General features: G+C 70.0%; 22 protein-coding genes. 16 read left to right on the top strand and 6 right to left on the bottom strand.

The genetic code is table 11. The annotated features are described in order from the left end of the window. The first annotated feature begins 20 nt into the window (after window positions 1-20). Both ACZ4TR_RS16650 and ACZ4TR_RS16645 read left to right on the top strand, forming a co-directional pair. Window positions 21-1313, top strand: coding sequence for an MFS transporter (locus ACZ4TR_RS16650; protein ID WP_465287835.1), 1293 nt, complete (start codon window positions 21-23; stop codon window positions 1311-1313). Beyond that, the gene (locus ACZ4TR_RS16645; protein WP_465287834.1) at window positions 1310-4069 is read left to right on the top strand and encodes a family 78 glycoside hydrolase catalytic domain; all 2760 of its coding nucleotides are present in this window, start codon (window positions 1310-1312) and stop codon (window positions 4067-4069) included. Before ACZ4TR_RS16650 ends, ACZ4TR_RS16645 begins: the two co-directional genes overlap by 4 nt. Window positions 4070-4075: 6 nt before the next feature. On the opposite strand, the gene ACZ4TR_RS16640 is transcribed toward ACZ4TR_RS16645, so the two are convergent. Next, on the bottom strand, window positions 4076-5107 hold the full coding sequence (locus ACZ4TR_RS16640; RefSeq protein ID WP_465287833.1) for a LacI family DNA-binding transcriptional regulator: 1032 nt from the start codon (window positions 5105-5107) through the stop codon (window positions 4076-4078). Window positions 5108-5277: 170 nt separating this feature from the next. Between ACZ4TR_RS16640 and ACZ4TR_RS16635 the strand changes: the two genes are divergently transcribed. The 5 genes from ACZ4TR_RS16635 (at window position 5278) to ACZ4TR_RS16615 (ending at window position 11526) form a co-directional block, all read left to right on the top strand. Then, window positions 5278-6222 carry a carbohydrate ABC transporter permease gene (locus ACZ4TR_RS16635; protein WP_465287831.1) on the top strand — a complete coding sequence of 315 codons (945 nt, stop codon included), beginning with the start codon at window positions 5278-5280 and terminating at the stop codon, window positions 6220-6222. Then, complete coding sequence (locus ACZ4TR_RS16630) at window positions 6219-7040, top strand: carbohydrate ABC transporter permease (protein ID WP_465287830.1); 822 nt, start codon at window positions 6219-6221, stop codon at window positions 7038-7040. Before ACZ4TR_RS16635 ends, ACZ4TR_RS16630 begins: the two co-directional genes overlap by 4 nt. Then, the gene (locus tag ACZ4TR_RS16625; protein ID WP_465287829.1) at window positions 7037-9664 is read left to right on the top strand and encodes an alpha-L-rhamnosidase; all 2628 of its coding nucleotides are present in this window, start codon (window positions 7037-7039) and stop codon (window positions 9662-9664) included. The genes ACZ4TR_RS16630 and ACZ4TR_RS16625 overlap by 4 nt, the downstream gene beginning before the upstream one ends. Then, window positions 9661-10917, top strand: coding sequence for an ABC transporter substrate-binding protein (locus ACZ4TR_RS16620; protein WP_465287828.1), 1257 nt, complete (start codon window positions 9661-9663; stop codon window positions 10915-10917). The genes ACZ4TR_RS16625 and ACZ4TR_RS16620 overlap by 4 nt, the downstream gene beginning before the upstream one ends. Window positions 10918-11241: 324 nt before the next feature. Further along, window positions 11242-11526, top strand: coding sequence for a hypothetical protein (locus ACZ4TR_RS16615; protein ID WP_465287827.1), 285 nt, complete (start codon window positions 11242-11244; stop codon window positions 11524-11526). 115 nt (window positions 11527-11641) lie between these two features. Here ACZ4TR_RS16615 and ACZ4TR_RS16610 read toward each other — a convergent pair whose 3' ends face one another. Then, window positions 11642-12568 carry a helix-turn-helix transcriptional regulator gene (locus tag ACZ4TR_RS16610; RefSeq protein ID WP_465287826.1) on the bottom strand — a complete coding sequence of 309 codons (927 nt, stop codon included), beginning with the start codon at window positions 12566-12568 and terminating at the stop codon, window positions 11642-11644. Window positions 12569-12669: 101 nt separating this feature from the next. On the opposite strand from ACZ4TR_RS16610, the gene ACZ4TR_RS16605 reads away from it, so the two are divergent. The 5 genes from ACZ4TR_RS16605 to ACZ4TR_RS16585 are packed head-to-tail and all read left to right on the top strand — an operon-like array spanning window position 12670 to window position 16148. Next, entirely contained in the window at window positions 12670-14082 is a 1413-nt protein-coding gene (locus tag ACZ4TR_RS16605) for an MFS transporter (RefSeq protein WP_465287825.1), read from the top strand. Further along, window positions 14079-14462 (top strand): DUF2255 family protein, encoded by a 384-nt coding sequence (locus tag ACZ4TR_RS16600; protein WP_465287824.1) that lies wholly within the window; start codon window positions 14079-14081, stop codon window positions 14460-14462. The genes ACZ4TR_RS16605 and ACZ4TR_RS16600 overlap by 4 nt, the downstream gene beginning before the upstream one ends. Before the next feature lie 25 nt (window positions 14463-14487). Further along, window positions 14488-14823, top strand: a complete 336-nt coding sequence (locus ACZ4TR_RS16595; protein WP_465287823.1) for a carboxymuconolactone decarboxylase family protein — start codon at window positions 14488-14490, stop codon at window positions 14821-14823. Window positions 14824-14859: 36 nt separating this feature from the next. After that, window positions 14860-15294, top strand: a complete 435-nt coding sequence (locus ACZ4TR_RS16590; protein WP_465287822.1) for a cupin domain-containing protein — start codon at window positions 14860-14862, stop codon at window positions 15292-15294. Continuing rightward, entirely contained in the window at window positions 15291-16148 is an 858-nt protein-coding gene (locus tag ACZ4TR_RS16585; protein WP_465287821.1) for an aldo/keto reductase, read from the top strand. The genes ACZ4TR_RS16590 and ACZ4TR_RS16585 overlap by 4 nt, the downstream gene beginning before the upstream one ends. Window positions 16149-16181: 33 nt before the next feature. On the opposite strand, the gene ACZ4TR_RS16580 is transcribed toward ACZ4TR_RS16585, so the two are convergent. After that, window positions 16182-17117, bottom strand: coding sequence for a hypothetical protein (locus ACZ4TR_RS16580; protein ID WP_465287820.1), 936 nt, complete (start codon window positions 17115-17117; stop codon window positions 16182-16184). Window positions 17118-17333: 216 nt separating this feature from the next. Between ACZ4TR_RS16580 and ACZ4TR_RS16575 the strand changes: the two genes are divergently transcribed. After that, on the top strand, window positions 17334-18329 hold the full coding sequence (locus ACZ4TR_RS16575; protein WP_465287819.1) for an NAD-dependent epimerase/dehydratase family protein: 996 nt from the start codon (window positions 17334-17336) through the stop codon (window positions 18327-18329). Between the two features lie 81 nt (window positions 18330-18410). Here the strand turns inward: ACZ4TR_RS16575 and ACZ4TR_RS16570 are convergent, their stop codons facing one another. Continuing rightward, window positions 18411-18869: a YybH family protein gene (locus tag ACZ4TR_RS16570; protein ID WP_465287818.1), complete on the bottom strand. Its 459-nt coding sequence runs from the start codon at window positions 18867-18869 to the stop codon at window positions 18411-18413. 111 nt (window positions 18870-18980) lie between these two features. On the opposite strand from ACZ4TR_RS16570, the gene ACZ4TR_RS16565 reads away from it, so the two are divergent. From ACZ4TR_RS16565 to ACZ4TR_RS16555, 3 genes are all read left to right on the top strand, one after another. Next, a complete protein-coding gene (locus tag ACZ4TR_RS16565; RefSeq protein WP_465288123.1) occupies window positions 18981-19631 on the top strand; it encodes a TetR/AcrR family transcriptional regulator in 651 nt (216 codons plus the stop codon). 194 nt (window positions 19632-19825) lie between these two features. After that, window positions 19826-20380 (top strand): RNA polymerase sigma factor, encoded by a 555-nt coding sequence (locus tag ACZ4TR_RS16560; RefSeq protein ID WP_465287817.1) that lies wholly within the window; start codon window positions 19826-19828, stop codon window positions 20378-20380. A 28-nt stretch (window positions 20381-20408) separates the two neighbouring features. Then, the gene (locus ACZ4TR_RS16555) at window positions 20409-21416 is read left to right on the top strand and encodes a hypothetical protein (RefSeq protein ID WP_465287816.1); all 1008 of its coding nucleotides are present in this window, start codon (window positions 20409-20411) and stop codon (window positions 21414-21416) included. A 153-nt stretch (window positions 21417-21569) separates the two neighbouring features. On the opposite strand, the gene ACZ4TR_RS16550 is transcribed toward ACZ4TR_RS16555, so the two are convergent. Both ACZ4TR_RS16550 and ACZ4TR_RS16545 read right to left on the bottom strand, forming a co-directional pair. After that, window positions 21570-22403, bottom strand: a complete 834-nt coding sequence (locus ACZ4TR_RS16550) for an SCO6745 family protein (RefSeq protein WP_465287815.1) — start codon at window positions 22401-22403, stop codon at window positions 21570-21572. 769 nt (window positions 22404-23172) lie between these two features. Then, window positions 23173-23859 (bottom strand): class I SAM-dependent methyltransferase, encoded by a 687-nt coding sequence (locus ACZ4TR_RS16545; protein WP_465287814.1) that lies wholly within the window; start codon window positions 23857-23859, stop codon window positions 23173-23175. Window positions 23860-23891: the final 32 nt, after the last annotated feature.

The following is a 23891-nucleotide window of genomic DNA, read 5'->3' as shown; positions in this document are numbered from 1 at the left end:
TCGACGAAGAAGGAGACCCCATGGCCGAGAACATCACTCCGGGGCTGGACCGCAGACACTGGATGCTCGCCGTCGCCGCAGGCATGGCGTCGCTGCTGGATTCGGGGGCGATCATCTCGGTCGGCCTGGGTCTGGCGCTGTGGAAGAAGGCGTTCGACCTCGACGTCTGGACCGTCGGGGTGCTGGGTTCGGCCCTGACGCTGTTCATCGCGGTCGGTTCGCTGGCCGGCGGGCGGCTCGCCGACCTGGTGGGCCGCGGCCGGATGTTCTCGCTGACGATCCTGCTGTACGCGGCCGCCGCTGCGGCCATCGCGCTGGCGCCGAACGCGTCCGTGCTGGTGGCCGGCGTGATCGTGCTGGGCATCGCCGCCGGCGCCGACCTGCCGACCTCGCTGGCGGTGCTCTCCGAGCGCGCGCCGGAGGGCGCCCAGGGCCGGCTCGTCGCCTTCACCCACGTCATGTGGACGGTCGGGGTCGTGGTGGCGACACTCCTGGGCTTCGCGGTCTCCGGGCTGGGCGTCCCGGGCATCAGCATCATTTTCGGCCTGCTCGCGGTGCTGGCGGTCGCGACCTTCGCGTTCCGCGCCTTTTACCCGCCGTTCCAGCGGCTCGAGGAGGAGGCGCTGGAACGGCACGCGACGGCGGGCATCGACCCCGCCAAGGCCGTGCCGCTGGCCGGTCTGCTCCGCAACCGGACCTCGCTGGTCCTGATCGCCCTCACCGCGCTCTTCTACCTGTTCTTCACCCTCGTGGCGAACACCTTCGGGTCCTTCAAGACCTACTTCCTCGTCACGGTCGGCGGCACGACGCAGACGACGGCCACGGGGCTGTCGTTCGGCACCACCTTGATCGGGCTGGTCGGCACGATCGTGTTCACCCGCATCGCGGACACGAAGTGGCGTAGCCGGTTCTTCGCCTTCGGTGTGGTCGTCTTCATCGCCTGCCAGCTGCTCATCGCCGTCACCGGCGGTGTCGTGCTGCCGGCGATGATCGCCGCACTGGTGTTCTACAACGTCGCATTCCCGTTCATCGGCGAGGCGCTGTACAAGATCTGGACGCAGGAGTCGTTCCCGGTCAACGCCCGCGCCACGGTTCAGGGCTTCACCATCGCGATCGCGCGGTTCATCGCGGCCGCCTTCGCGCTCGTCACCCCCGCGCTGATCGCGTGGAGCCCGACGGGCCTGTACTTCCTGCTGGCCGCGTTCGCCTTGGTGTCGGGAGGCGTCGGCACGGTCATCCTGCGCCGTCAGCGCACCGCAGCGGCGCAGTCGCCTGCCCCGACCACCGCCCTCACCAAGGAGGTTCTTCGATGACGACCGGCCCCGTCGTCCGCATCGGTTCCGGCGAACCCTTCACAGCCACCTCGGCTCCGCGACTGTCGTGGAAGACGTTGTCGCGTACCGGAAATTGGCTTCAGGCAGGTGCCGAGATCGAGCTGGTCACCGCGGAGACGAGGGTGACCGCGCCGATCGACGGGGACGAGTCGGTCTTCGTGGAGTGGCCGTTCGCGCCGTTGCGGCCACGGGAAACCGCCGCGGTCCGGGTGCGGGTCGAGGGCGTCGACGGGGCGGTTTCGCCGTGGAGTGAGCCGGCCGAGGTGACGGCGGGGTTCCTCGAACCGGGTGAATGGTGTGCTCGATTCGTCGGGTCCGGTTCGGACGATCCCCATCTGCTGCGCGCAACCTTCGACGTGCACGGCCGTGTCCGGCGGGCCTTCCTCTACGCGACGGCTTTCGGCGCCTACGACGTCCGTCTCAACGGCGAGCCAGTCGACGACGCGGTGCTGAAGCCGGGGTGGACGAGCTACCAGTGGCGGCTGCTGTACGACGTCAACGACGTGACCGCGCACCTGCGTGAGGGCGTCAACACCTTCGGCATCGAGCTGGCCGGGGGCTGGTACACCGAGGACTTCGGGTTCCGCGACGCCGCACGACGGTTCTACGAAGGCAATCCCGCCGCGGCGGCGCAGCTGGTGATCGAGTACGAGGACGGCACCAGCACCACGGTCGTCACCGACGAGCGCTGGCAGTGGTCACCCGGACCGGTCGTCGCGGCGAGCATCTACCAGGGCGAGACGTACGACGCCCGGCGCACCGGCGACTCCTGGAGCCCGGTGGAGGTGATCGACGTGCCGGAGGTACGGCCGGAACCCCGGGTGGCCCCGCCGGTGCGCGTGATCGAGCGCCGCGAGGTAGCGGAGGTGCTCACCACGCCGTCGGGCAAGACGGTGCTCGACTTCGGGCAGAACCTCGTCGGGTGGGTCAGGCTCACCGTGACGGGACCGCGCGGGCACACCATCACCTTGCGCCACGCCGAAGTGCTCGAACACGGCGAACTCGGCACCCGGCCACTGCGCAACGCCGCGGGCACCGACCGCTACACCCTCCGCGGCGAGGGCGAGGAGACGTGGGAGCCTCGCTGGACGTTCCACGGCTTCCGGTACGTCGAGATCGAGAACTGGCCTGGTGAGTTCTCGCCCGCCGCGGTCTCGGCCGCGGTCGTTCACACGGACATGCGGCGCACCGGCGGGTTCGCCACCTCGGACCCGCTGCTGCAGCAGTTCCACGACAACGTTGTCTGGGGGATGCGCGGCAACTTCCTGTCGATCCCGACCGACTGCCCCCAGCGCGACGAGCGGCTCGGCTGGACCGGCGACCTCCAGGTCTTCGCGCCGACCGCGTCGTTCCTCTACGACTGCGACGCGTTCCTGCGCTCGTGGCTCGAGGACGTAAAGCTCGAACAGCGCGCGGCGAACGGCGTCGTCCCGATGACGGTGCCCGCCGTCATCCCGCAGGTACCCGGCCAGCTGGAGCCGGTCGCGGCCTGGGGTGACGCGATCACCGTCGTGCCGACGGTCCTTAGGGAGCGCTTCGGCGATCACGACGCCATCTCGGCGTGTTTCGAAGCCATGGCGAGCTGGGTGGACACCGTCGCGGACCGGACGGACGGCAAGCTGCTGTGGGAGAGCGGTGTCCAGTTCGGCGACTGGCTCGACCCGGACGCCCCGCCGGACCAGCCCGGTCAGGCGAAGACCGACGCCGGGCTGGTCGCGACGGCCTACTTCCACCGCTCGGCCGAGCTCACCGCGCAGGCCGCCAGGCTGCTGGGCCGCGACGAGGATGCCCGCCGGTACGGCGAACTCGCGGCGAAGGTCGCCGAGGAGTTCCGCCGGACCTACGTCACGCCCTCGGGCCGGATGATGTCGGACGCGCCGACGGCATACGCCCTCGCGATCGTGTTCGGTCTCGTGGAGGGCGAGCAGAAAGCCGCGATGGGAGGGCGGCTGCGGCACCTCGTCCGGGCCTACGGATACCACATCGCCACCGGCTTCGTCGGCACGCCGATCATCTGCGACGCGCTCACGACGACCGGGCACGCGGACGCGGCCTCGCGGCTACTCGCCCAGACCGAGTGCCCGTCCTGGCTGTACCCCGTGACGATGGGCGCCACCACCATCTGGGAACGCTGGGACTCGATGCTCGAGGACGGGTCGATCAACCCCGGCCAGATGACCTCGTTCAACCACTACGCGCTCGGCGCGGTCGCGGACTGGCTGCATCGGTGCGTGGCCGGTCTGGCGGCCGCCGAACCCGGCTACCGGCGCATCCGGGTTGCCCCGGTCCTGCTCGACGCGCTCGACGACGCTTCGGCTTGGCACGAGACGCCTTACGGACGGGCATCAGCCGGGTGGACCCGCTCGAACGACCTGGTGCGCTTCGAGATCGTGGTGCCACCCAACACCCAGGCGCTCGTGCGTCTCCCCTCTGGTGCGGAACACGAAGTCGGCAGCGGAACCCACACCTGGACGGAGAGCCACCCACGCCCGCGCCGCACGCGGGCCGGACTGGGGCTGGACAGCGACCTCGCCACGATCGTCGACGATGTCGGGGCGTACCAAGCGGTTTTGGCGGCGATCAGCTCGATCGACCCCGGACGAGCTGCCGCGTTCCGCCGCACGACCCGGTGGACGCCGGGACGCCGGCTGCGGGATCCGCTGAGCCACACGCCGCTCGAAATCGTGGAGGCCATCGAGAAGGCACTGGCCGCGTTGCCGACCGGTGAGCTTTGACCGGCTTCAGGAGCGCGGGGGAGCGGTGGTGCGCCGGGGGACGAGCTTCGGCGAGAGCTTGACCTGCGCGGCCGGGCGGCTGCGGTCGGCGATGCGTTCCAGCAGCAGCCGGGCGGCGTCGGTGCCGATGTGGTGGCCGGCCTGGTCGACGCTGGTGAGCGAGATCGGGCCCAGCGCCGCGACGTTGGTGTTGTCGTAGCCGGCCAGGGAGATGTCCCCGGGAACCGACAGGCCGGCCTCGGACAGCGCGGTCAGCACGCCCATGGCGACGATGTCGGCGCCGGCGAAGATGGCCGTCGGCCGCTCGGGGCGGGCGAGGATCTGCTGCGCGCCCAGATAACCACCCTCCTGGGTGTAGCTCGTGGAGACGACGTCTACGGCCAACCCCCTGGCCGCCATGGCTTTCCGGTAGCCGTCGGCCCGGACCGCGTTGGGCATTTCGGCGAGGCGCGCGGGATCGGTCTCGTGGTGCTCGATGTGGACGATGCGGCGGTGGCCGAGGCCGGCCAGGTGGTCGACGACGAGGGCGGCGCCGACGGTGTCGTCGTCGGTCACCGTGTCGTAGTGGGCCGACCGCGTGTGGCGGCCGACGACGACGGTCGGGACAGTGGTGGCGAGGCGTTCGAGGCGAGCCTTGGACATGACCGGGGCGATGAGGACAAGCCCGTCCATGCCGCGGTCGACCATCGCGTCGGTGAGCTTGCCTTCGTCCTTCTCGTTGTCGCAGCTGGGGCCGAGCAGGACGTGGTAGTCCGTGTCGCGCAGCGTGTCGGTGAGGCCGTCGAGGATCTCGGGGAAGAACGGGTTGCGGATGTCCGGCAGCATGACGCCGACGGTGTAGGTCTGGCCGCGCAGTCCCCGGGCCGCCGCGTAAGGCCGGTACCCGAGTTCCTCGATCGCCTGCTGGACCTTTGCGCGCATGGCGGGGCTCGCGCCATAGGCGTTGCGGAGGACCTTCGACACCGCAGTCGTCGAGACTCCTGCCTGGCGTGCGACGTCGACGATCGTCACTCGCCGTTGTGGCGCCGCTCTGTCCATGTGGGGAACGTTACCTGTTGCATGCAAGCCTGAGACCAGGTGTCTTGACTCACACTCGCAGGACTCTTAGAGTCGGCCGCACCCTTCAGTGGGCAACGTTACCCAAAGACTCTTGACCAGGGCCGATGCGTCGGCCGCAACGTTGAAACGTTCAAACAAGGTGGGCGCCAATGACTGTCGCCATCAGGGACCGACGCACGGACGCCGTCGCAACGCCGCCGGACCGGCGACGCGGCCGCGGGAGCCGGCGCACGACTCCGCCGTGGTGGTTCACCGTGCCGGCGTTGCTGCTGTTCGCGTTCGTGGTGCTGGTGCCCAGCGCGCGGGGTGTCTACTACGCCTTCACGGACTGGGACGGCCTCTCGCCCGACTTCTCCTGGATCGGTTTCGGCAACTTCGCCGAGATGCTCGACGATCCATCGGCCGGCCAAGCCGTCTGGCACACGCTGGTGATCGCCGCGGCGATCACGGTGATCCAGAACGGGATCGGCCTGCTGCTCGCGCTCGGCGTCAACAGCACGATCAAGTCCCGCAACGTGCTGCGGGTGCTGCTCTTCGCCCCGGCGGTGGTCACGCCGATCGTGTCCGCCTATCTGTGGCGCAACCTGCTCGGCCCGGACGGCGCGGTGAACAGCCTGCTCGGCGCCGTGGGCCTGGACTCGTGGCGGCAAGACTGGCTGGGCGACCCGGATATCGCCCTGTGGTCGGTCGTGGGCGTGATCGTGTGGCAGTTCGCCGGTTACTCGATGGTCATCTTCCTGGCCGGTCTCCAGTCGATCCCCCGCGAAATCCAGGAAGCGGCCGCCATCGACGGCGCCGGCGCGATCCGGCGGTTCTGGTCGGTGACGCGACCGCTCCTCGCCCCGGCGTTCACGATCAACCTGATGCTGTCGATCATCGGCGGGCTGAAGCTGTTTGACCAGGTGTACGCGCTCACCGGCGGCGGTCCGGGGCACGCGACCGACACGCTCTCGACGTTGATCTACAAGGACGCCTTCACCCTGGGCGAGTTCGGTTACAGCATCGCGCTCGCCCTGGTGCTGACCCTCGTCGTGTCGGTGGCGTCGACCGGGCAGTACCTGGGACTGTCGCGAGCCGAGAAGGCCGTCTCGTGAACCGCTACCGCGCCCGCACACTCACGCTCGAGTTGGTGATGATCGCCGTCGGGCTCGTCTTCGCGTTTCCGGTGTACGTCCTGGTGAACCTGGCGATCCGGCAGCCGTCGGACACCTCGTCCCCGCTCGCACCGACGACGTCGCCCACCTTCGACAACTTCACGCAAGCGTGGGAGCAGGGCGCGCTGGGCGGTGCGCTGGCCAACAGCGTCCTGGTCACCGCGGGATCCGTGGTGGTCATCCTGGCCGTCTCGGCGCTCGCGGCGTATCCGCTGGCCCGGGTCGCGACCCGGTGGTCGCGCTGGACGTTCCTGCTGATCATGCTCGGCCTGATCCTGCCGTTCCAGCTGGCCGCTTTGCCGCTGTACCAGACAATGCGAGATCTGGGCCTGCTCGGGACACCGTGGTCGCTGATCCTGTTCTACTCCGGACTGCAGGTGCCGTTCACGACGTTCCTGTACGTCGGGTTCCTGCGTGCGGTCCCGCGCGAGTTCGAGGACGCCGCGCTGATCGACGGCTGCACGACGCTGCAGGGCTTCCGGTACGTCGTGCTGCCGATGCTCAAGCCGGTGACCGTGACCGCGCTGGTGCTCAACGTCGTGGCCGTCTGGAACGACTTCTTCACCCCGCTGCTGTACCTCAGCGGCGGCGCCCAGCAGACCCTGCCCGTCGCCATCGCCGGATTCGTCGGCCAGTACGTGTCCGACTGGAACCTCATCTTCGCCGCGCTGGTGATCAGCATCGTGCCGATCCTCGTCGTCTACTTCGCGCTGCAACGCAGCATCATCAACGGTTTCGCCGGAGGGCTCAAAGGATGACCGACACGCTACGCCCGTACGGACTGCGCACCGAACAGCGCCACGAACCTCTCGGTCTCGGCGAGCCCCGCCCACGGCTGTCGTGGCGGCTGGCGAGTGACCGCCACGGCGCCGCGCCGAGCGCCTACCGGATCACCGCCGCCGACCGCGCGGCCGACCTCGACGATTCGTCGCGGCTGCTGTGGGACAGCGGACGTCGGGAGTCCGGCGACGGCGTGCTCGTGCCGTGGGACGGGCCGGTCCTGCGCTCGGCCACTCGCTACCACTGGCGCGTCCAACTGTGGGACGAGACCGGTGCGGCGGCGGGCAAGGCGGAGAGCTGGTTCGAGACCGGCCTGCTGCACCGCGACGACTGGTCCGCCGTGTGGGTCGGCCGGGATCCCCACACCCAGCCGGTGTTCGACCCGCCGACCGACCACGACGGGCCGCCCGGCGAGCCGCCGCTGAACCTGCGGCGGGAGTTCTCGCTCGTGCGCGAGCCGGTGCGGGCTCGCCTGTACGCGACCGCGCATGGCGTCTACGAGGCGTCGCTGAACGGTGAGCGCGTGGGCGATGTCGAGCTGGCGCCAGGGTGGACGGAGTACCACCACCGGCTGCAGTACCAGACTTACGACGTCACCTCCATGCTGCGGGCCGGTGAAAACGCGCTCGAGGCGATCGTCGCCGACGGCTGGTGGTCCGGGTTCGTCGGATTCGACGAGCGCCGGCCCGCCGGCCACTACGGCGACCACCCGGGCTTCTTCGCCCAGCTCGTCGTGGACTTCGCCGACGGGTCAAGGCAGGTGGTCGCCACCGATGCCGCCTGGGCCGAGCGGCCGGGTGCCGTCCGGTTCGCGGACCTGCTGATGGGTGAGTACGTCGATGCGTCCGTAGTGGACGGACCGTGGCAGCCGGTGGCCGTGCTCGACGGCGACCCGGAACCGCTGGTGGCGGAGCCCGACCCGCCGATCCGCGTCACCCAGGAGGTGGCGCCGATCTCCGTGGCCGAACGGGAACCCGGGCGGTTCATCGCCGACTTCGGACAGAACGTCGTCGGCAGGGTGCGGTTGACCGTCCGCGACGTGCCATCGGGAACGCGGATCATGCTGCGTCACGCGGAGATCCTCGACGACGGCGAGCTGTACGTGGCGAACCTCCGGCGGGCCGCGGCCACCGACACCTACCTGACGGGCGGTGAGCCGGTGGAGGTGTTCGAGCCTCGGTTCACCATGCACGGCTTCCGGTACCTGGGAGTCACCGGCTATGCCCTCTCCGCTGAAGACGTCGTGGCCCGGGTGCTGCACAACGACACACCGTGGACGGGGTCGTTCGAATGCTCCGACCCGATGGTGAACCAGCTGCAGGCCAACATCTCCTGGGGGCAGCGTGGCAACTTCGTCGCGGTGCCCACCGACTGCCCCCAGCGCGACGAACGCCTCGGCTGGCTCGGCGACGCCCAGATCTTCGCGCCGACCGCGAGCCGGAACGCCGACGTCTCTACGTTCTTCGCCCGCTGGCTGGCCGACGTCGTCGACGGCCAGGACGCCGACGGCGCATTCGGCGACGTCGCCCCGCGCATCGCGATGCCCCGCGAGGCCGCCCCGGCCTGGGGCGACGCCGGCGTGATCGTCCCGTGGCACCTGTGGCGCACCTACGGCGACCGCCGCGTGCTGGAGCGCTGCTTCGACGCGATGGTCGCCTGGGTCGCCCACATCCGCCGCCACAACCCGGACCTGCGCTGGCGCCACCGGACCGGCAACTCTTACGGCGACTGGCTCCAGATCGACGTCACCACCCCGCGGGACGTGCTCTCGACGGCCTACTTCGCCCGCAGCGCCCAGATCGTCGCCGAGGCGGCCGAGGTGCTCGGTCTGTCCGACGTCGCGGCCGAGCACCAAGCCTTGCACACAGCGATCCGTGATGCGTTCATCGAGTCCTATGTGGACGAGGACGGGACAGTCGAGGGCGGCACCCAAACCGCGTACTTGCTCGCGCTGGCCTTCGGACTCGTGCCGGACGATCTGGTGCGGGCCGCCGTCGACCACCTGGCGGCCGACGTCGAGAAGCGCGGCAACCGGCTCACGACCGGGTTCGTGGGCGTCGCGCTGCTCTGCCCCGTGCTGGCCGACCACGGCCGCGAAGACCTGGCGTACGCGTTGCTACAGCAGGAGGAGTTCCCCTCCTGGGGCTACTCGATCCGCCACGGCGCCACGACGATCTGGGAGCGCTGGGACGGCTGGACCGAGCACGGCGGGTTCCAGGCCGCCGCGATGAACTCGTTCAACCACTACAGCCTCGGCAGCGTCGGCGACTGGCTCTTCGGCCGCGTCGCCGGCATCGACCAGGCGCCGGACTCCGTCGCCTACTCCGAGCTGCTGCTGCGTCCGCTGCCCGGCGGCACGCTCACCTGGGCCCGGGCCGAGCAGGAAACCGCACGCGGCCGCGTCGCCTGCGGCTGGTCCCTCGACGGCGACCGGATCACCGTCACCGCCGACGTCCCGCCGGGGACCACCGCCGTGCTGGAAGTCCCCACGACCGACCCGGCGAGCATCTCGAGCGAGCACGGAACCCGGACCGGTACCACCCTCCGGCTGACCTCCGGCCACCACGTCGTCACCGCAACCTTCTCGAAGGAGCTGCCATGAAGATCCGCCACGTCCTGCTGGCCGTGACGACCGGCGCCGCGCTGGTCGCCTGCAGCGGAGGCACGAACGCCGCCAATACCGGTACCGGCAACCAGACACTCTCGCTCGCCTCAGTCGACCAAGGATCGATCGAGGACGTCGTCAAGGCCTTCGAAGCCGCCAACCCGGGCGTGAAGGTGAACTTCACGACCAGCGGCGCCGACCAGTTCCAGCAGCAGATCCGCACCCAGCTCTCCTCCGGCACCGCACCCGACGTCATGTCGGTGTGGCCGGGCAACGGCAACCCCGGCACGGTCACCGTCCTGGCCAAGGGCGGCTACCTGAAGGATCTGTCCGACCAGCCGTGGGTCGCGAAGTTCCCGAAGGTCGTCAGCGACGTCGCCCAGTACGACGGCAAGACCTACAACGCGATCTACGGGATCAACGGCATCGGCGCGGTCTACAACCAGGAGGCGATGAGCAAGGCCGGCCTCACCGCGCCAGTGACGTGGACGGAGCTGCTCGCGTTCTGCCGCGCGGCGAAGGAGAAGGGCACGCCCGCCTTTGCACTGGGCATCCAGGACAACTGGGTCACGCAGGTCGCCCTGTACCCGCTGGCCGCCACGCTCGTGTACGGCCAAGACCGCGACTTCGAGAAGAAGATGGCCGCCGGCCAGACGTCCTTCGCGAAGTCTCCCTGGGCGGCGGCGTTCGCGAAGTACGGCGAGATGAACCAGTCCGGCTGCTTCCAGGAGAACCCGCTCGGCACCAGCTACGAAGCCAGCCAAAAGCTGGCCGCGACCGGCAAGACGTTGGGCATCATCCAGGGCAACTGGGTGATCTCGTTGCTGAAGAAGCAGAACCCGAGCGGGACGTTCACCCTCAAGCCGGTCCCGGCCACCGACGACCCGGCGCAGACCATCGTCCCGGCCGCGGCCGGCGCGGGCTACGGCCTTAACGCCAAGGCGAAGAACCCGGAGCTGGCGATGAAGTTCATCAGCTTCGTGATGTCACCGCAGGGCATGAACCTGTTCGCCGAGAAGCAAGGCGGCCTACCGTCCCTTTCGGACACCGGGTACAAGCTCGACCCGTCCCTCACCGAGCTGTCGACGTACATCACCCAGAACAAGACGGTCCCGTTCATGGACCAGCTGTGGCCCAACCCCAAGGTCCAGCAGACGATGCTCACCGGCATCCAGGAGGTGTTCAGCAAGCAGTCCACGCCGGACAAGGTCCTGGCGGCGATGGACGCGGACTACAAGTCCGGGGCCTGATGGCTGTCGCGGTCGGGCGTGTCCACGGCCACTCATCGTGGACACGCTCGGACGTCGCTGGGCGGCGTGGGCGTCGCCTGGGACGAAAAGCTACGCCGCGACGTGGACGTCGAGCACGCGGTGAAGGCGGTCAAGCAGGCGGCGACGACCATCTCGGCCGTCTGCTGGCGCAGGAACGCGACTCAGGCTCCGACGCCGTCGTGGAGGCCGCGACGGCAGTCGCGGCCTGTTCGGCCCGTGGGTGCTGACGTCCGGACGAACGGACGGACCACCATTGGTCGACCGTTTGTCCGGGCTCTGCTCGCGGCAGGAGCCAGCAGGGTCGTGCCGCCGCGCCGCCCCGACTGCGGCCGGTCCGCCGTGCGGATGAACCACCACGACGAGTACGGCTCAGGGCAACGCGTCCCGATGCCCGCCAAGGCGCTGTCGAGCTTGCTCAGCCTGTCGGTCTCCAGTGCGGAACGCTGGATCAAGCCGGCACTCCCCAGCTGGAACGGCTACGCCACCGACATCGCCCGCCGCGCCGCCTACACCTTCGGTCCCGCCTGTGCCGGGCCGGTCACGGCACCACCAGACCACCCCTTCGGCTTGACCCTTGAGCCGAGTTGAAGGGGATGGGGTCGGGGATGTGTGGCCAGGTTGCGAGTTTCCAGTTCGCGGATCGGACGGCGGTGTCCCACCGCCGGGCCGTCGCGTTCACCGGCTGACCGAAGCCGGACCGGCTTCAGGTGGACTCGTCGGTGCCCTTCTCGGACAGCGTGTCCGCGGCGCGATGCTGTGCCGAGGGCTTCGCGGGCCGGGACAGCTGTGCTGCTTCGGTGGCGGACCAGGTCGCGAGCAGGTTGAGGTTGTCGGCCGAGGGGCTGGCGGGTTCGGCGGTGTAGGCGGTGAGCACGAGTCCTGGTGCGGCGATGAGTTCCATGGAGTCGTAAGCCAGTTCGAGGTATCCGACGACGGGGTGGTTGAACGTCTTGACGCCGCCTTTGTGGGAGCGCACGTCGTGGGCTCCCCAGCGGGTGCGGAACGCCTCGCTGCGGGTGGCGAGTTCGCCGATCAGGTCGGTGAGGGCCGGGTCGTGCGGGTTGCGCCCGGCCTCGGTGCGCAGCAGGGCGACGGCGACGGACAGCGCGCCGTCGTGATCGGGGTAGTAGTCGGCGGCGCGGGGGTCGAGGAAGTCGAACCGGGCGATGTTGCCGCGGTGCGCGGGCTCGTCCAGAACGGGGGAGTAGAGGGCTCGGCCCAGGGCGTTGCCGGCCACGATGTCCAGTCTGCCGGTGCGCACGAACGCGGCCGTGCCGACCATCGAGTCCAGGATCCGCTGCACGCTGACCGGGACCTTCGGCGCGGTGCGCCGTGGAGGCGTACGTACCGGTTTGGCGGCTCGGGCGAGGTTGAACAGGTGCTGGCGTTCGACGTCGCTCAACTGCAGGGCGCGAGCGACGGCGTCGAGCACGTCCTCGGACACCCCGGCGATGTGGCCTTTCTCCAGCCGCGTGTACCACTCCGGGCTGACCCCGGCCAGGACGGCGACCTCTTCGCGGCGCAGCCCGGGCACGCGACGCCGCCCGCCGCCGGGGAGCCCGACCTGCTCCGGCGTCAGCTTCGCGCGCCGCGTCGCCAGGAAGTCCCGGATCTCGTCACGATTGTCCACGCCGACCACGGTACGACCTGCCCGCCGCGGCGAGGGGGTTGAGGTTGTACCCCCCTGACGCAACCTGTCTCACCTGCGCGAACTGCGGTGTGCTGGCTTGCGTGAACGACTCGTCCATCCCGACGTCCACCGGAGTCCCGGCCACCGCCGTGCTGGCTCCCCCGGCGAGCCGCGACCGGCATTCCGGCTCGGCGCTGGCAGCGGCTGTGCTGGGGTTCTTCGTGGTGACCCTGGACGCGGTCGTGGTGAACGTGACACTGCCGACAATCCGGACCGAGCTGGGCGGCGGCGTGGCCGGGCTGCAATGGGTGGTCGACGGGTACACGCTGATGTTCGCCGCGCTGCTGCTGACCGCCGGGTCCCTGTCGGATCGACTGGGCGCCCGCCGGGCCTTCGGCGTGGGCCTGGCGGTCTTCATGCTGGCCTCGGTCGCCTGCGGGTTCGCGCCGGACCTGGGTGCGCTGGTCGCGGCCCGGTTCGTGCAAGGCGCGGCCGCGGCCGCGGTCATGCCCGCGTCGACCGCACTGCTGCGCAGCGCCTACCCCGAGGCCCGGGCTCGCGGCCGGGCGGTAGCGGTGTGGGCGATGGGCGGCGCGGTCGCCTCGTCCTCCGGACCGGTGCTGGGCGGGGCGCTGACCCAGGTGGACTGGCGGCTGATCTTCTTCCTCAACGTTCCCGTGGGCGCGGTCGCGCTGCTGCTCCTGGCCCGGGCCCGTCCGTCGGCGCCTCGGGCGGTGCCGTTCGACGTGCTCGGCCAGGTCACCGCCGCGGTCGCGATGGTGGCCCTCACCTTCGGGGTGATCGAGGCGGGAGCCCGCGGCTTCGGCGACCCGGTCGTGGTGGCAGCGCTGGCGGTGGCCGCCCTGGCCGTGGCCGGGTTCGTGTTCGCGCAGCGAACCGTGGCGCACCCGATGGTGCCGCCCGGCCTGTTTCGCTCTCGGACCGTGGTGATCACCGTGGTCAGCGGGTTCGCGTTCATGGTCGGCTACTACGGGCTGCCGTTCGTGGTCAGCCTGTTCCTGCAGCAAGAGCGCGGCCTGACCGCCGTGCGCACGGGGACCGTGTTCCTGCCGATGATGCTGATCGGGCTGGTCCTGACCCCGTTCTCCGCGCGCCTGGCCGAGCTGCTCGGCCGCAAGACCCTGATCGTGGCCGGACTGGTGCTCATGACCGTCGGGCTCGCCGCCGTCGCCGTGCTGCCCGCTTCCGTACCGCTGTGGGCGTTCGCCGCGCTGATGGTGTTGGTCGGACTCGGCGGACCGACCGTGTCCCCGCCCGCGACCGCGGTGCTGCTCGATGCCGTGCCGCACGAGCGGGCCGGGGTCGCGTCCGGGGTGTTCAACACCAGCCGCCAGGTCGGCGGCGCGCTGGCCGTCGCCGTGTTCGGCGGGCTCCTGGCCCAGCAGGGAGCATTCGTGCGCGGCGCGCACATGAGCCTGTGGATCGCTGCCGGCGTCCTGGGCGTGACCGCGGTCCTCGCCCTGTTTCTGCCCCCTGCGAAGGAGATCTCGTGAACAAACCGGCCTGGACCGAAGATGAACTCTCCCGGCTCGGCACCGCCGAGGAAATCGAAATCAGCACTCGTCGTCCGGACGGCACCCTGCGGCCGTTTGTGCCGATCTGGATCGTCGCCGTCGCCGGCGCGCTCTACGTCCGCTCCTACCGCGGGGCGGCCGGAGCGTGGTACCGCCACGCCACCGAACACCCCGCCGGGGCCGTCCGAGTCCCCGGCCAGCAGGCCGATGTCGCCCTCGCAGCCGCCGACCCCGGCGTGCGCGAGCAGGTCGACGACGCCTACTGGGCCAAGTACGCCCGCTACGGCACCACCTACTTGCAGCCGATGCTCGCCGACCAGGCCGTGGCGGCCACCCTGCGTCTCGACCCCGCGCACTGACCATCCGATCGAAAGGCACCCGCACATGACCGACAACCAGAGCACCGGCTGCACCGGCGGACAGAACGCCTTCGGGGACTTCGCCCCCGGGATGGTGCACTACACCGACAAGGTTCTCTTCGACGAGGTGTGGGAGCGCGGCGGCCTGTCCAAACGCGACCGCAGCCTGATCACGATCTCCGCGCTGACCGCGCTCGGGAAGATGGACCAGCTGCAGTTCCACCTCGCTTTCGCCCGGCGCAACGGCGTCACCGACGAGGAGCTGAAGGAGGCCCTCCTGCACCTTGCCTTCTACTCCGGGTGGCCGAACGGCATGGGCGCGACCACAGTATTGAAGAACGTCATCGAGAACGACGCCTGAGCGGACGACCGCCCGCTCCCGAACCAAGGATCAGCCATGACCGCGAACGACTTCGAGCAGATCTTCCCGCTCGGCGACAAGAACGACGCCTACGCGCAGTACTTCACCGGCCAGAGCTACAACGCCTCGCTCGCCACGGGGAGCGTCCCCGTCAACAACATCACCTTCGAGCCCGGCTGCCGCAACAACTGGCACATCCACCACGGCACCGGAGGCGCAGGTGAGCAGGTCCTGCTGTGCACCGCGGGCAGCGGCTGGTACCAGGCCGAGGGCGAGGAGCCGGTCAGCATGGAGCCCGGCACCGCGATCCGCGTCCCCGCCGGCACCAAGCACTGGCACGGCGCGAAAGCCGACTCCTGGTTCTCCCACGTCGCCTTCATCACCCCGGGTGACAACGTCAGCAACGAATGGCTCGAGCAGGTCACCGACGAGGAATACGGCAAGCTGCCGAAGAACGGAGGAAACGCATGACCATCCTGAACGAGACCTACACCCTGGCGGGCGGCATCGAGATCCCCAAGCTCGGGCTGGGCACCTGGTTCATCGACGACGACAAGGCGGCTGACGCTGTGCGCGCCGCGATCGAGATCGGGTACCGAAACATCGACACCGCGCAGGCCTACGGCAACGAAGGTGGCGTCGGCGAGGGAATCCGCACCTGCGGTATGCCCCGCGAGGAGCTGTTCGTCTCCACCAAGCTCGCCGCGGAGATCAAGGACTACGACCAGGCCGCGGCCGCGATCGACGAGTCGCTGTCCACACTCGACGTCGGCTACATCGACCTCATGCTCATCCATTCCCCGCAACCGTGGAACGACTTCCGCGGCGGCGACTACGCCGAGGGCAACCTCGCTGCGTGGCGGGCGCTGGAGCAGGCGCACCAGGCAGGGAAGATCCGCTCGATCGGCGTCTCCAACTTCCTGCAGGCGGACCTGGAGAACATCGTCCGGAACGGGACCGTCGCACCGGACGTGAACCAGATCCTGGTGCACGCCGGAAACACGCCCGGGGAACTGATCACCTACTGCCAGGGCAATGACATCCTCGTCGAGGCATACTCGCCCATCGCGCACGGCGAGATCCTGAACAACCCCGCCGTCGCGGCAGTCGCCGACAGGTACGGGGTGTCGGTCCCGCAGCTGTGCATCCGGTACACGCTCCAACTCGGTACCGTGTCGCTGCCCAAGACCGCGAACCCCGATCACATGCGCTCCAACGCGCAGGTCGACTTCGTCATCTCCGACCAGGACATGAACGCCCTGCGGACCCTGGACGAGCGAGACTACGGCGACTCCAGCGCGTTCCCCGTCTACAGCGCCACATAACGGAGACCAGCGCGGCCCGGCGGCGTCGACACCTCATACGCTGGACGACTTCGTCACCGAAGTGCTGTCACCAGAGGAAAAAGCCTGTCCGGGCGCCGACGAACCCGACCCGCTGACAAGGCGGGAGCGCCAGATCGCCGCGATTCCGGGCGGGATGACGAGCTCCACGACACCGGCGGCGTCGGTCGTCGCCGTCACCGTGATCCGTGCCGTGAAGGGCCGGCCGAACGGGGTCACGCGCGGTTCCACGTGCACGCCGACCGCCGGGTGTCCCAGAGGCGAGGCCCCCTTGTTGTGGAGCCAGTAGGGGGAGAAGACGGGCTGTGCCGGTTCGTGCCGCGGACCGAGCAGGGCACCGAGACGCCGTGCGGGTACGACGGGGGCCGCCGTCGCCGTGACCGTCGCGGTCGGTCCCAGGTCGACCGTCAGCGATCCGTCCCCGTTTCCGAGCAGCGGAGTCGCGTCCTCCTCGAGGACGTTCACCCGTGCGCCGTCGTGAAGTGGCCACAGGCCCTCGATGCGGGCCCGGGTCGCCTGCCCGTGCGCTTCGTAGCAGCGGAAAGTGATCCGGCCGGAACTCGCCGGCGGGAGCTCGGCCGCCAGCCTGTTCCCGGTCGGTTTCACCGCGCTGAGGACCGCGGTCGGGGGCTCGACGGTGAGCAGGCCGGCCGAGGAGGGGAGGACGCCGTCGTGGCTGCCGGTCGCCCGGGTCACGAACGGGTGGTTGTAGTCCTGGCCGGCGAAGACGAACCCGGCGTCCCGCCAGTCGCCGGCGCCGGCGGCGATCGCGTACTCGAAGGTGTGGCTCCAGTGCTGCAGAGCGAAGCTCGATCCGTCGGGCACGGTGCGGCGAGGGGGTGTGACCCAGACGCCGGACGGCCAGCCGGTGCAGGAGCGCATGAGCGACAGATGCAGCGTGCCGTCCGCCTCGACCACCGCGCCGGGAGTACCGCGGTTGAGGACGGCCACGGAATACTCTTCGAGGAGCTCGTCGGCCGTGCCCCGGCCGTCGTGCGGCGGCGGAGCGCGCCGCCGCGTGCCGCGTCCGCCTCGACCAGGAAGACGTCGTTCTCCGCAGTGGTGCCCGCCGCCGCCCGCCAGCCGACGGCGACCGGATGCGCGGTGCCGGTCACCCGGTACACGCGGCAGCCGATGCCGGGGCTCGTCGGTCACGGGGTGGGCCGCATGAGCGGCCGGCCGTGGGTCGTCCCGCCCTCCCGGGTGGTCGTCACCGGCGGAACCGGCTTCATCGGCCGTCACCTGGTCCGGCGGCTGAGGGCGGACGGAAACGACGTCACCGTGTTCGACTCCGTTCCGGGTCGCCCGGTGCCCGGGGTGCGGTACGTCGAGGGCGACGTCCGGGACCCCGGCGGCTTGGCCGCGACGATCACACCGGGCACCGAGACCGTCTACCACCTGGCCGCCGTGGTCGGCGTGGACCAGTACCTCGCCCGGCCACTGGATGTCGTCGACGTCAACGTCACCGGGACCCGCCACGTGCTCGAAGCGGCCGAACGCGTGGGCGCCAAGGTGGTTCTCGCGAGTACCAGCGAGGTCTTCGGCAAAAACCCAACCGTGCCCTGGCAGGAGGACAGCGACCGCGTCCTCGGCTCTACCGCGCTGGACCGCTGGTCGTACGCGACCAGCAAGGCGCTGGCCGAGCACCTGACGTTCGCGTTCGTCCGCCAGCGCGGTCTGGCGGCCACGATCGTGAGGTATTTCAACGTCTACGGGCCCGGCCAGCGTCCCGCCTACGTCGTCAGCCGGTCAGTGCACCGGGCGCTGACCGGCCGGTCCATGGTGGTGTACGACCGCGGGGAGCAGACGAGGTGCTTCACCTACATCGACGACGCGGTGGAGGGCACGCTCCGGGCGGGCACGGATCCGGCGGCGGTAGGTGAGGCGTTCAACATCGGCAACACCGTCGAGACCACGATCAGTGCGGTCGTGGCCCTGGTCGCCGAGCTGACCGGCGCGGCCCGGCCGGCGACCGGCTTCGACACCAGGGCGGCGTTGTCCTCGTACGAGGATCTTCCGCGCCGCGTGCCGGACGCCGGCAAGGCGCACGCGCTCCTCGGCTGGCGGTGCCGGACCGACCTGCGGGCCGGGCTCCGGCAGACGATCGCCTGGGCCCGGGACAACCCGTGGTGGCTCGCCGAGTCCGACAGCGGTGCCGCGTGAACCGCGCGGGATTCTTGACAGGTCACCAGATCAAGAGCAGAGCACGAAAGGTTTCCACCGTCTCCCTGCCGGCGCGGTTGGTCAGCGTGCCCGTTCCCAAAGGGGCAGGCGGAAGGTCGCGTAGGTGAACTTGCCGGTGATCTTCCCGGCGGAGTCGAAGTGGAAGACGTCCAAGCCGTGCCACTGCATACGGCCGCTGTAGCGGAGCCGGGCGAACCACCGTAGCGGCGGTATCGCGCGTTTGCCGTGCTCGCCGGTCAGGTCCAGCCGGCACGCCCACCGGATCGTCGCCCGGGAGCGCGCCTCGTCGATCACCTGGTCGTAGACGTCGAAGGTCATCGCGCCGTAGCGGCCGGCGAACTGCGGCGCGAACGCCGCCCGGATCGCCGGAAGGCCGCGCAGTTCGGGGCCGCGGCCGGGCAGGTAGCGGGCGTCCTCGGCGAAGAAGGACATGACCCGGTCGAGGTCGGGGTCGGGGTCGTTGAAGGAGGCCACGAAGGCGTCGATGGTCCGGCCGAGATCGGTGCTGCCGACGGTCATGTGCCTGCCGTTTCGGGGTGGGGAACGGGTCGGGCCGAGGTTATAAGAACGGTGTAACTTTAACAAGAGAACGTTGTTCCGCTAAGCGTGGGGGTTAGGGTGGTGACCGCCATGGAAGCGTCGTTCCAGCGGGCCAGGCGCCCGGAGCAGAAGAACCAGCGGCGAGAGACGATCCTCGCCGCCGCCGGCGACCTCGCCCGGGCGTCGGGCGTGGCCTGGGTCAGCCTCGGCGACATCGCCGCGGCGGTCGGGCTGGCCAAGTCCAACGTCCTGCGCTACTTCGGCACGCGCGAGGAGATCTACCTGCAGCTGACGATGCGGGAGGGGGCGGACTGGGCGGCCGCCGCCGGCGCCGCGCTGCACGGGGCGAGCGGGTTTTCCGCGGCGGCGGCGGCCCTGGCCGACGCTTACGCCGACCGGCCGTTGTACTGCGACCTCACCACGCATGCCGAGACGATCCTGGAGCACAATGTGTCGGTCGCGGTCTTGGAGGTCTACAAGCGGTGGGCCATCGACACCTACTTCACCCTGGGTCGGCAGCTCACCACCGCCTGCCCCGAGCTGACCGGCACGGACGGGGCTTCCTTGGTGATGGCGGCCAGCGCGTTCGTCGCGAAGCTGTTCCCGCTGACCCGTCCCTCGGCCGCGCTGCGGGAGCTGTACGACCGCGAGCCGGAGATCGCCCGGGTGTTCCCGCCGTTCCGCCCGACGCTGCAGCGCATGATCGCCGCGACCGCGGCCGGGCTGCCGGCCACCCACTGACGCGGCGGGCCTTGGCCGGGAGTCGAGCACCGAACGAAGGGAAGCGTGCGGTTGTGCGCAGCGCCGCGGTCGGACTTCGATCTCCCACACGTCGCCTGACCAGCGATGTTCCGCATGGGTGACCCAACCTGAACGCTTTGGGCGCGCGTTGGCAAAGACGGGGTGTCAGGGCGAAGCGAAACCCGAGGAGCTTCATGTCGTCAGACGCGGAACTGATCGGTAGGTCGCTGCGCGGAGACACCGATGCCTTCGTGGAAGTGGTCAGCCGGCACGAGACCGCGCTCGGGAACTATCTGGCGCGCAGAGTGGGGCGGCAGGCAGCCGAGGACGTGCTCGGCGATGTGTGGGTGGCGGCTTACGAGTCCCGTGCGAACTATGACCGTTCCTATCCCGAAGCCAGGCCTTGGTTGTACGGCGTCGCGCTGAACAGGCTGCGCCGGCACTGGCGGTCCGCGCCGGCCGAGGAGCCGGCGCCGGACCTGACCGGCGTGGCGAGTGACTGGGATCCCTGGCCGGCGGTGGATGCCCGCGTGGACACGCAGGCACTGCTGAGCAGGGCACTGGCTCGGCTCAAACCGGAAGAGCGGGAAGTGCTGGGCCTGGTCGCCTGGGAGGACCTGACCGTCGCCGAGGCGGGGCGGGTGCTCGACATCCCGGCCGGCACGGCCCGCCGCCTGTTGCACCAGGCGCGCAAGGCATTGCGTGAAGCCCCCGAAGTGGTCGCGCTGCTGCAAGTCCCGACAACGTGAAAGAAATCCCATGGATGAAATGGATCTCATGAAGAATCTGCGTGACGTGCCGTCCCCCGGTCCCGAGGCCTATGACCGTGCCCGCACGGCACTGCAGACGGCGATGGGGGAACCCGTGGCCACGGTCGTGCGACCGAAGCGCTGGTTCTCCTGGCCCAAGGTCAGCGCCGCCGCCGTGGGCGCGGCAGCCGTCGCGGCGGCTGTGGTGGTGGCTACGTCCGGCGGCAGCGTCCCGGCCGGCCCGTCCGACGCGGCCCCGCAGGCGGTCGAGGCACCGCTGGTGAAGCTGGCCTCCGCGGTCCAGGCGGCCGGCACGCGGCCCGGAGACGCGTCGCTGATCATCAACACGAAGTTCGGGCTGGACAACAAGCCGAACCTCTACTACACCCTCTACACCGACAAGGGCCAGCAGTTCACCGGCGACTCGGCGAAGACCCTGGCGGCCGCAGTCGCCGAGGGCCGCGCCGAGCCTGCTACGCCCTACGACGGGAAGGTGATGGCGGCGGCCCGCCTCGCCGCGAACGGCGACGTCGACAAGGCCAGGATCGCGATGATCACCGCGTCCAACAATGCTCTGGGAGTCGGCCTGAGCCCCGCCGAGGCCGACAAGGCCTGGGCGGCCGCCCAAGCAGAGACCGCGGAGATGTTCCGCAAGAGCGGCAAGCCGGTTCCCGCCCCCCGACCGCGTCCGACGGGCAAGGACCTGGAAAACCTCATCAACAACCACCTGTGGAGCAACACCGAACACGCGCTGTTCGCCAACGCCGCCGACGCGGAGATCCGCGCGGGCGTGCTGAAGCTGTACGCGACCATCCCGGACATGATCGTGGGCAAGGCCAACGTCGACGGCCAGGCCGCGCTGACCCTCACCGCGCCCCCCGCCATCCTGGGCGGCGGTGCGGACGTCCTCACCATCAACGCCGACAACGGCCTGCCGATCCGTGAGGAGATCACCTCGGCGGAATCCAAGCGCTATGTGGTGAACTACAAGTCCGCCCGCGTCACCCTCGCCGACGTGGCCGCGGGCAAGATCTGATCCTCGTACCGAACTGTCCTGGGAGGGCCGAGATCATCTCGGCCCTCCCAGGATCGTTCTCCCGGACCAGGTCGCAGCTCGGCCTCGACGCTGTCGACTCGGGAAGCTCACCGGGCGGATCGCCGCCATCGGCATGGGCGCGCGTGTCGACTGCTACATCGGGAATACCGACCGAAAGGCAGCCGAGATCGGTTCGAGGTCGGCGACGAGACGGTCGAGGTCCCCGGGGCTCAGGGCGTTGTACGGCGCCTCCGCGAGCCGGTCGGTCAGCGCTTCGACTCGTTCCTTGGTGGCTCGGCCGGCGGCGGTGAGCCAGCCGTCGGTCCCGACGAGACCGCGGGCGCGCATGCCGTCGATGACCGCGGTCAGCTGCGCGGCGGGCAGGTGCCAGACCCGGCCGAAGTCCTTCGCGGGCGTGCCGGCGGACAAGGCGTGGAGGATGTGGGCTTCCGTCCCGCCGACGCCCTCGGCCAGCAACGCGACGGTGTGGCCGTCGCCGCGGTGCTCGCGCAGCAGGGTGGCCGCGTGCCACAGCCGGGCCACCGGCTCTTGCGGTGCCGGGAGCGCGCGCAGGGCGGCGTAGAGGGCGCGGCCCTCGACAGGTGCGCTGGCGGCCGCCTTCAGCAGGAGGTCGCCGGCGCGAGCGACGCCGGGGTCGTCGGCGAGTTCGCCGAGGACCCGCCGCATGCCCGCGACGCATCCCCGCTCGCGGGCGGCCAGCGCCGCCTCGGGCGTGGTCAGGTCCCAGACCCGCGGGAGATGGCGGGCCACTTCGCCGGGGGCGAAGTTGTAGAAGACGGCGTGGACCACCTCGGCCGGCACCGCCCGGCCGAACGGCGCGGCCCGTCCGGCGAAGTAGGCGTCCCAAGGGTTGCGCAGGCCCAGCGCTATGAGAGCCTCGTCCGACTCGTCGACGAAGTAGGGCACCAGGCCGAGGGGCTCGACCAGGTCATACATGCGGCGGGCGACGGGCTCCGGGTGCGACATCTCATCCCCTGTGGGTTCTGGCGCCGCCCTTGTGGTGGCCGCTCATCTACTCCACGAACGGCTCACCCCCGATCCGACACTCAGCTCTTGCCCATTTGGTCGAGTGAGTCCCGTCAGCAGGCCGGCGAGTGCGCCGGTGGCATTTCATCGAGGGCCAATCCGGTGCGGCAGCGGCCCTGACCGCCCGCGGATCCTTGCCCAGGCGCAGAAGGACAAGGTTGTGCACCACGAGTAACGCAGGGGCGAGCAGCCCGCCCGGCCGTCGTCCTGCTCGTCCGGGGTCGGGGCGATTCGGTGTCCGTTCGACGGCTGTAGCGGGATCCCCGAGTGACCAGCCGCGGGTGTCCAGGAAGTCCTTGACTGCGGTGCCGAAGCCCTGGGGTCGGTGGTGTGGACGAAGTGGCCGCCGTCGAGTTGGGTGAGGTGGGTGTTCGCGGTCCTCGCGGGTGTAGGAGACGGCCCGGTCGGAATCGCCGTGCCCGCGCTGGTGCGCCGCGATGACCCGCCACCGCGGCGCCGGCGCCTGGGCCGGCCGCGCCCACGTCCGGCCCTCGTCGAGGTGGCCGTGCAGGGCCAGCAGCGGGCGGCCGGGCCCGCCGAAGTCCAGGTAGGACAGTCGACGGCCGTCGATGTCGAGTTCACCGCGGGTTCCGGTGATGGTGGTGGTGCTGTTCGTGATCGGACCTTTCACGTGTCTGTTTCGATGAACAGCACTCTGTCCGGGTCCACTGACCGTCGGCGCACCAGCCGCTGACAAGTCGGCACGATGTCAGGACAAGTGCGCCGACAGCAGCCACGCGGGTGTCGACTTGCGGCCGTTGCCCTCGTTGCGGACGTCGCTGCCGGCGAAGTCCGCGAAGTCCGGGAAGTTCTCGGGGACGTTGGCGTGGATGCGGGCCGGGCGGATCTCGTCGATCGTCCAGTACGCGCCCACCACCTCCCGCAGTTCCTGTGGTGACACCGAGTTGACCCTGCCCGGGGGCACGGTCGCGCTGTCGAACACCAGCACGAAGTAGGACGCGCCGGGCGCTGCGGCGCGCACGATCGATTCCTGGTATCCCTGGCGCAGCTCGACCGGCATCGAGTGGAACAAGGTGCTGTCGACGATGGTGCCGAAACGGCCGTCGTAGCCGGTGAACGTGCTGATGTCGGCGATCTCGAAACCGGCGTCGGTCAAGCCGCGCCGGGCGGCTTCCGTGCGCGCGAGCTCGATCGCGGTCGACGACTGGTCCAGGCCGACCGTCGTGAAGCCGCGCTCGGCGAGATAGAGCGACGTCGCGCCCTCGCCGCAGCCGGCGTCGAGGACCTCGCCGTGGAACGCGCCCGCGTCGATGAGCGCGGCGATCTCGGGTTGTGGTTCGCCGATGCTCCACGGCGGCCGGAAGCCCTGTCCCATCTCGGGAGCCTGGCCACGATAGGCGGATTCGTACAACGCGTCGCTGGATGAAGTCGTCATGCACCCCAGAGTGTCAACTGGGTTGATATATG

The sequence above is a fragment of the Amycolatopsis sp. NPDC028719 genome, from assembly GCF_055565395.1.
This window is presented reverse-complemented; position numbering and strand designations above follow the sequence as displayed.

Excerpts from the sequence above, each read along its gene's own strand:
- ACZ4TR_RS16650 (WP_465287835.1), top strand. The coding sequence starts at position 21 with ATGGCCGAGAACATCACTCCGGGGCTGGACCGCAGACACTGGATGCTC.
- ACZ4TR_RS16645 (WP_465287834.1), top strand. The coding sequence starts at position 1,310 with ATGACGACCGGCCCCGTCGTCCGCATCGGTTCCGGCGAACCCTTCACA.
- ACZ4TR_RS16640 (WP_465287833.1), bottom strand. The coding sequence starts at position 5,107 with ATGGACAGAGCGGCGCCACAACGGCGAGTGACGATCGTCGACGTCGCA.
- ACZ4TR_RS16635 (WP_465287831.1), top strand. The coding sequence starts at position 5,278 with ATGACTGTCGCCATCAGGGACCGACGCACGGACGCCGTCGCAACGCCG.
- ACZ4TR_RS16625 (WP_465287829.1), top strand. The coding sequence starts at position 7,037 with ATGACCGACACGCTACGCCCGTACGGACTGCGCACCGAACAGCGCCAC.
- ACZ4TR_RS16620 (WP_465287828.1), top strand. The coding sequence starts at position 9,661 with ATGAAGATCCGCCACGTCCTGCTGGCCGTGACGACCGGCGCCGCGCTG.
- ACZ4TR_RS16595 (WP_465287823.1), top strand. The coding sequence starts at position 14,488 with ATGACCGACAACCAGAGCACCGGCTGCACCGGCGGACAGAACGCCTTC.
- ACZ4TR_RS16590 (WP_465287822.1), top strand. The coding sequence starts at position 14,860 with ATGACCGCGAACGACTTCGAGCAGATCTTCCCGCTCGGCGACAAGAAC.
- ACZ4TR_RS16585 (WP_465287821.1), top strand. The coding sequence starts at position 15,291 with ATGACCATCCTGAACGAGACCTACACCCTGGCGGGCGGCATCGAGATC.
- ACZ4TR_RS16575 (WP_465287819.1), top strand. The coding sequence starts at position 17,334 with ATGAGCGGCCGGCCGTGGGTCGTCCCGCCCTCCCGGGTGGTCGTCACC.
- ACZ4TR_RS16570 (WP_465287818.1), bottom strand. The coding sequence starts at position 18,869 with ATGACCGTCGGCAGCACCGATCTCGGCCGGACCATCGACGCCTTCGTG.
- ACZ4TR_RS16565 (WP_465288123.1), top strand. The coding sequence starts at position 18,981 with ATGGAAGCGTCGTTCCAGCGGGCCAGGCGCCCGGAGCAGAAGAACCAG.
- ACZ4TR_RS16560 (WP_465287817.1), top strand. The coding sequence starts at position 19,826 with ATGTCGTCAGACGCGGAACTGATCGGTAGGTCGCTGCGCGGAGACACC.
- ACZ4TR_RS16555 (WP_465287816.1), top strand. The coding sequence starts at position 20,409 with ATGAAGAATCTGCGTGACGTGCCGTCCCCCGGTCCCGAGGCCTATGAC.
- ACZ4TR_RS16550 (WP_465287815.1), bottom strand. The coding sequence starts at position 22,403 with ATGTCGCACCCGGAGCCCGTCGCCCGCCGCATGTATGACCTGGTCGAG.
- ACZ4TR_RS16545 (WP_465287814.1), bottom strand. The coding sequence starts at position 23,859 with ATGACGACTTCATCCAGCGACGCGTTGTACGAATCCGCCTATCGTGGC.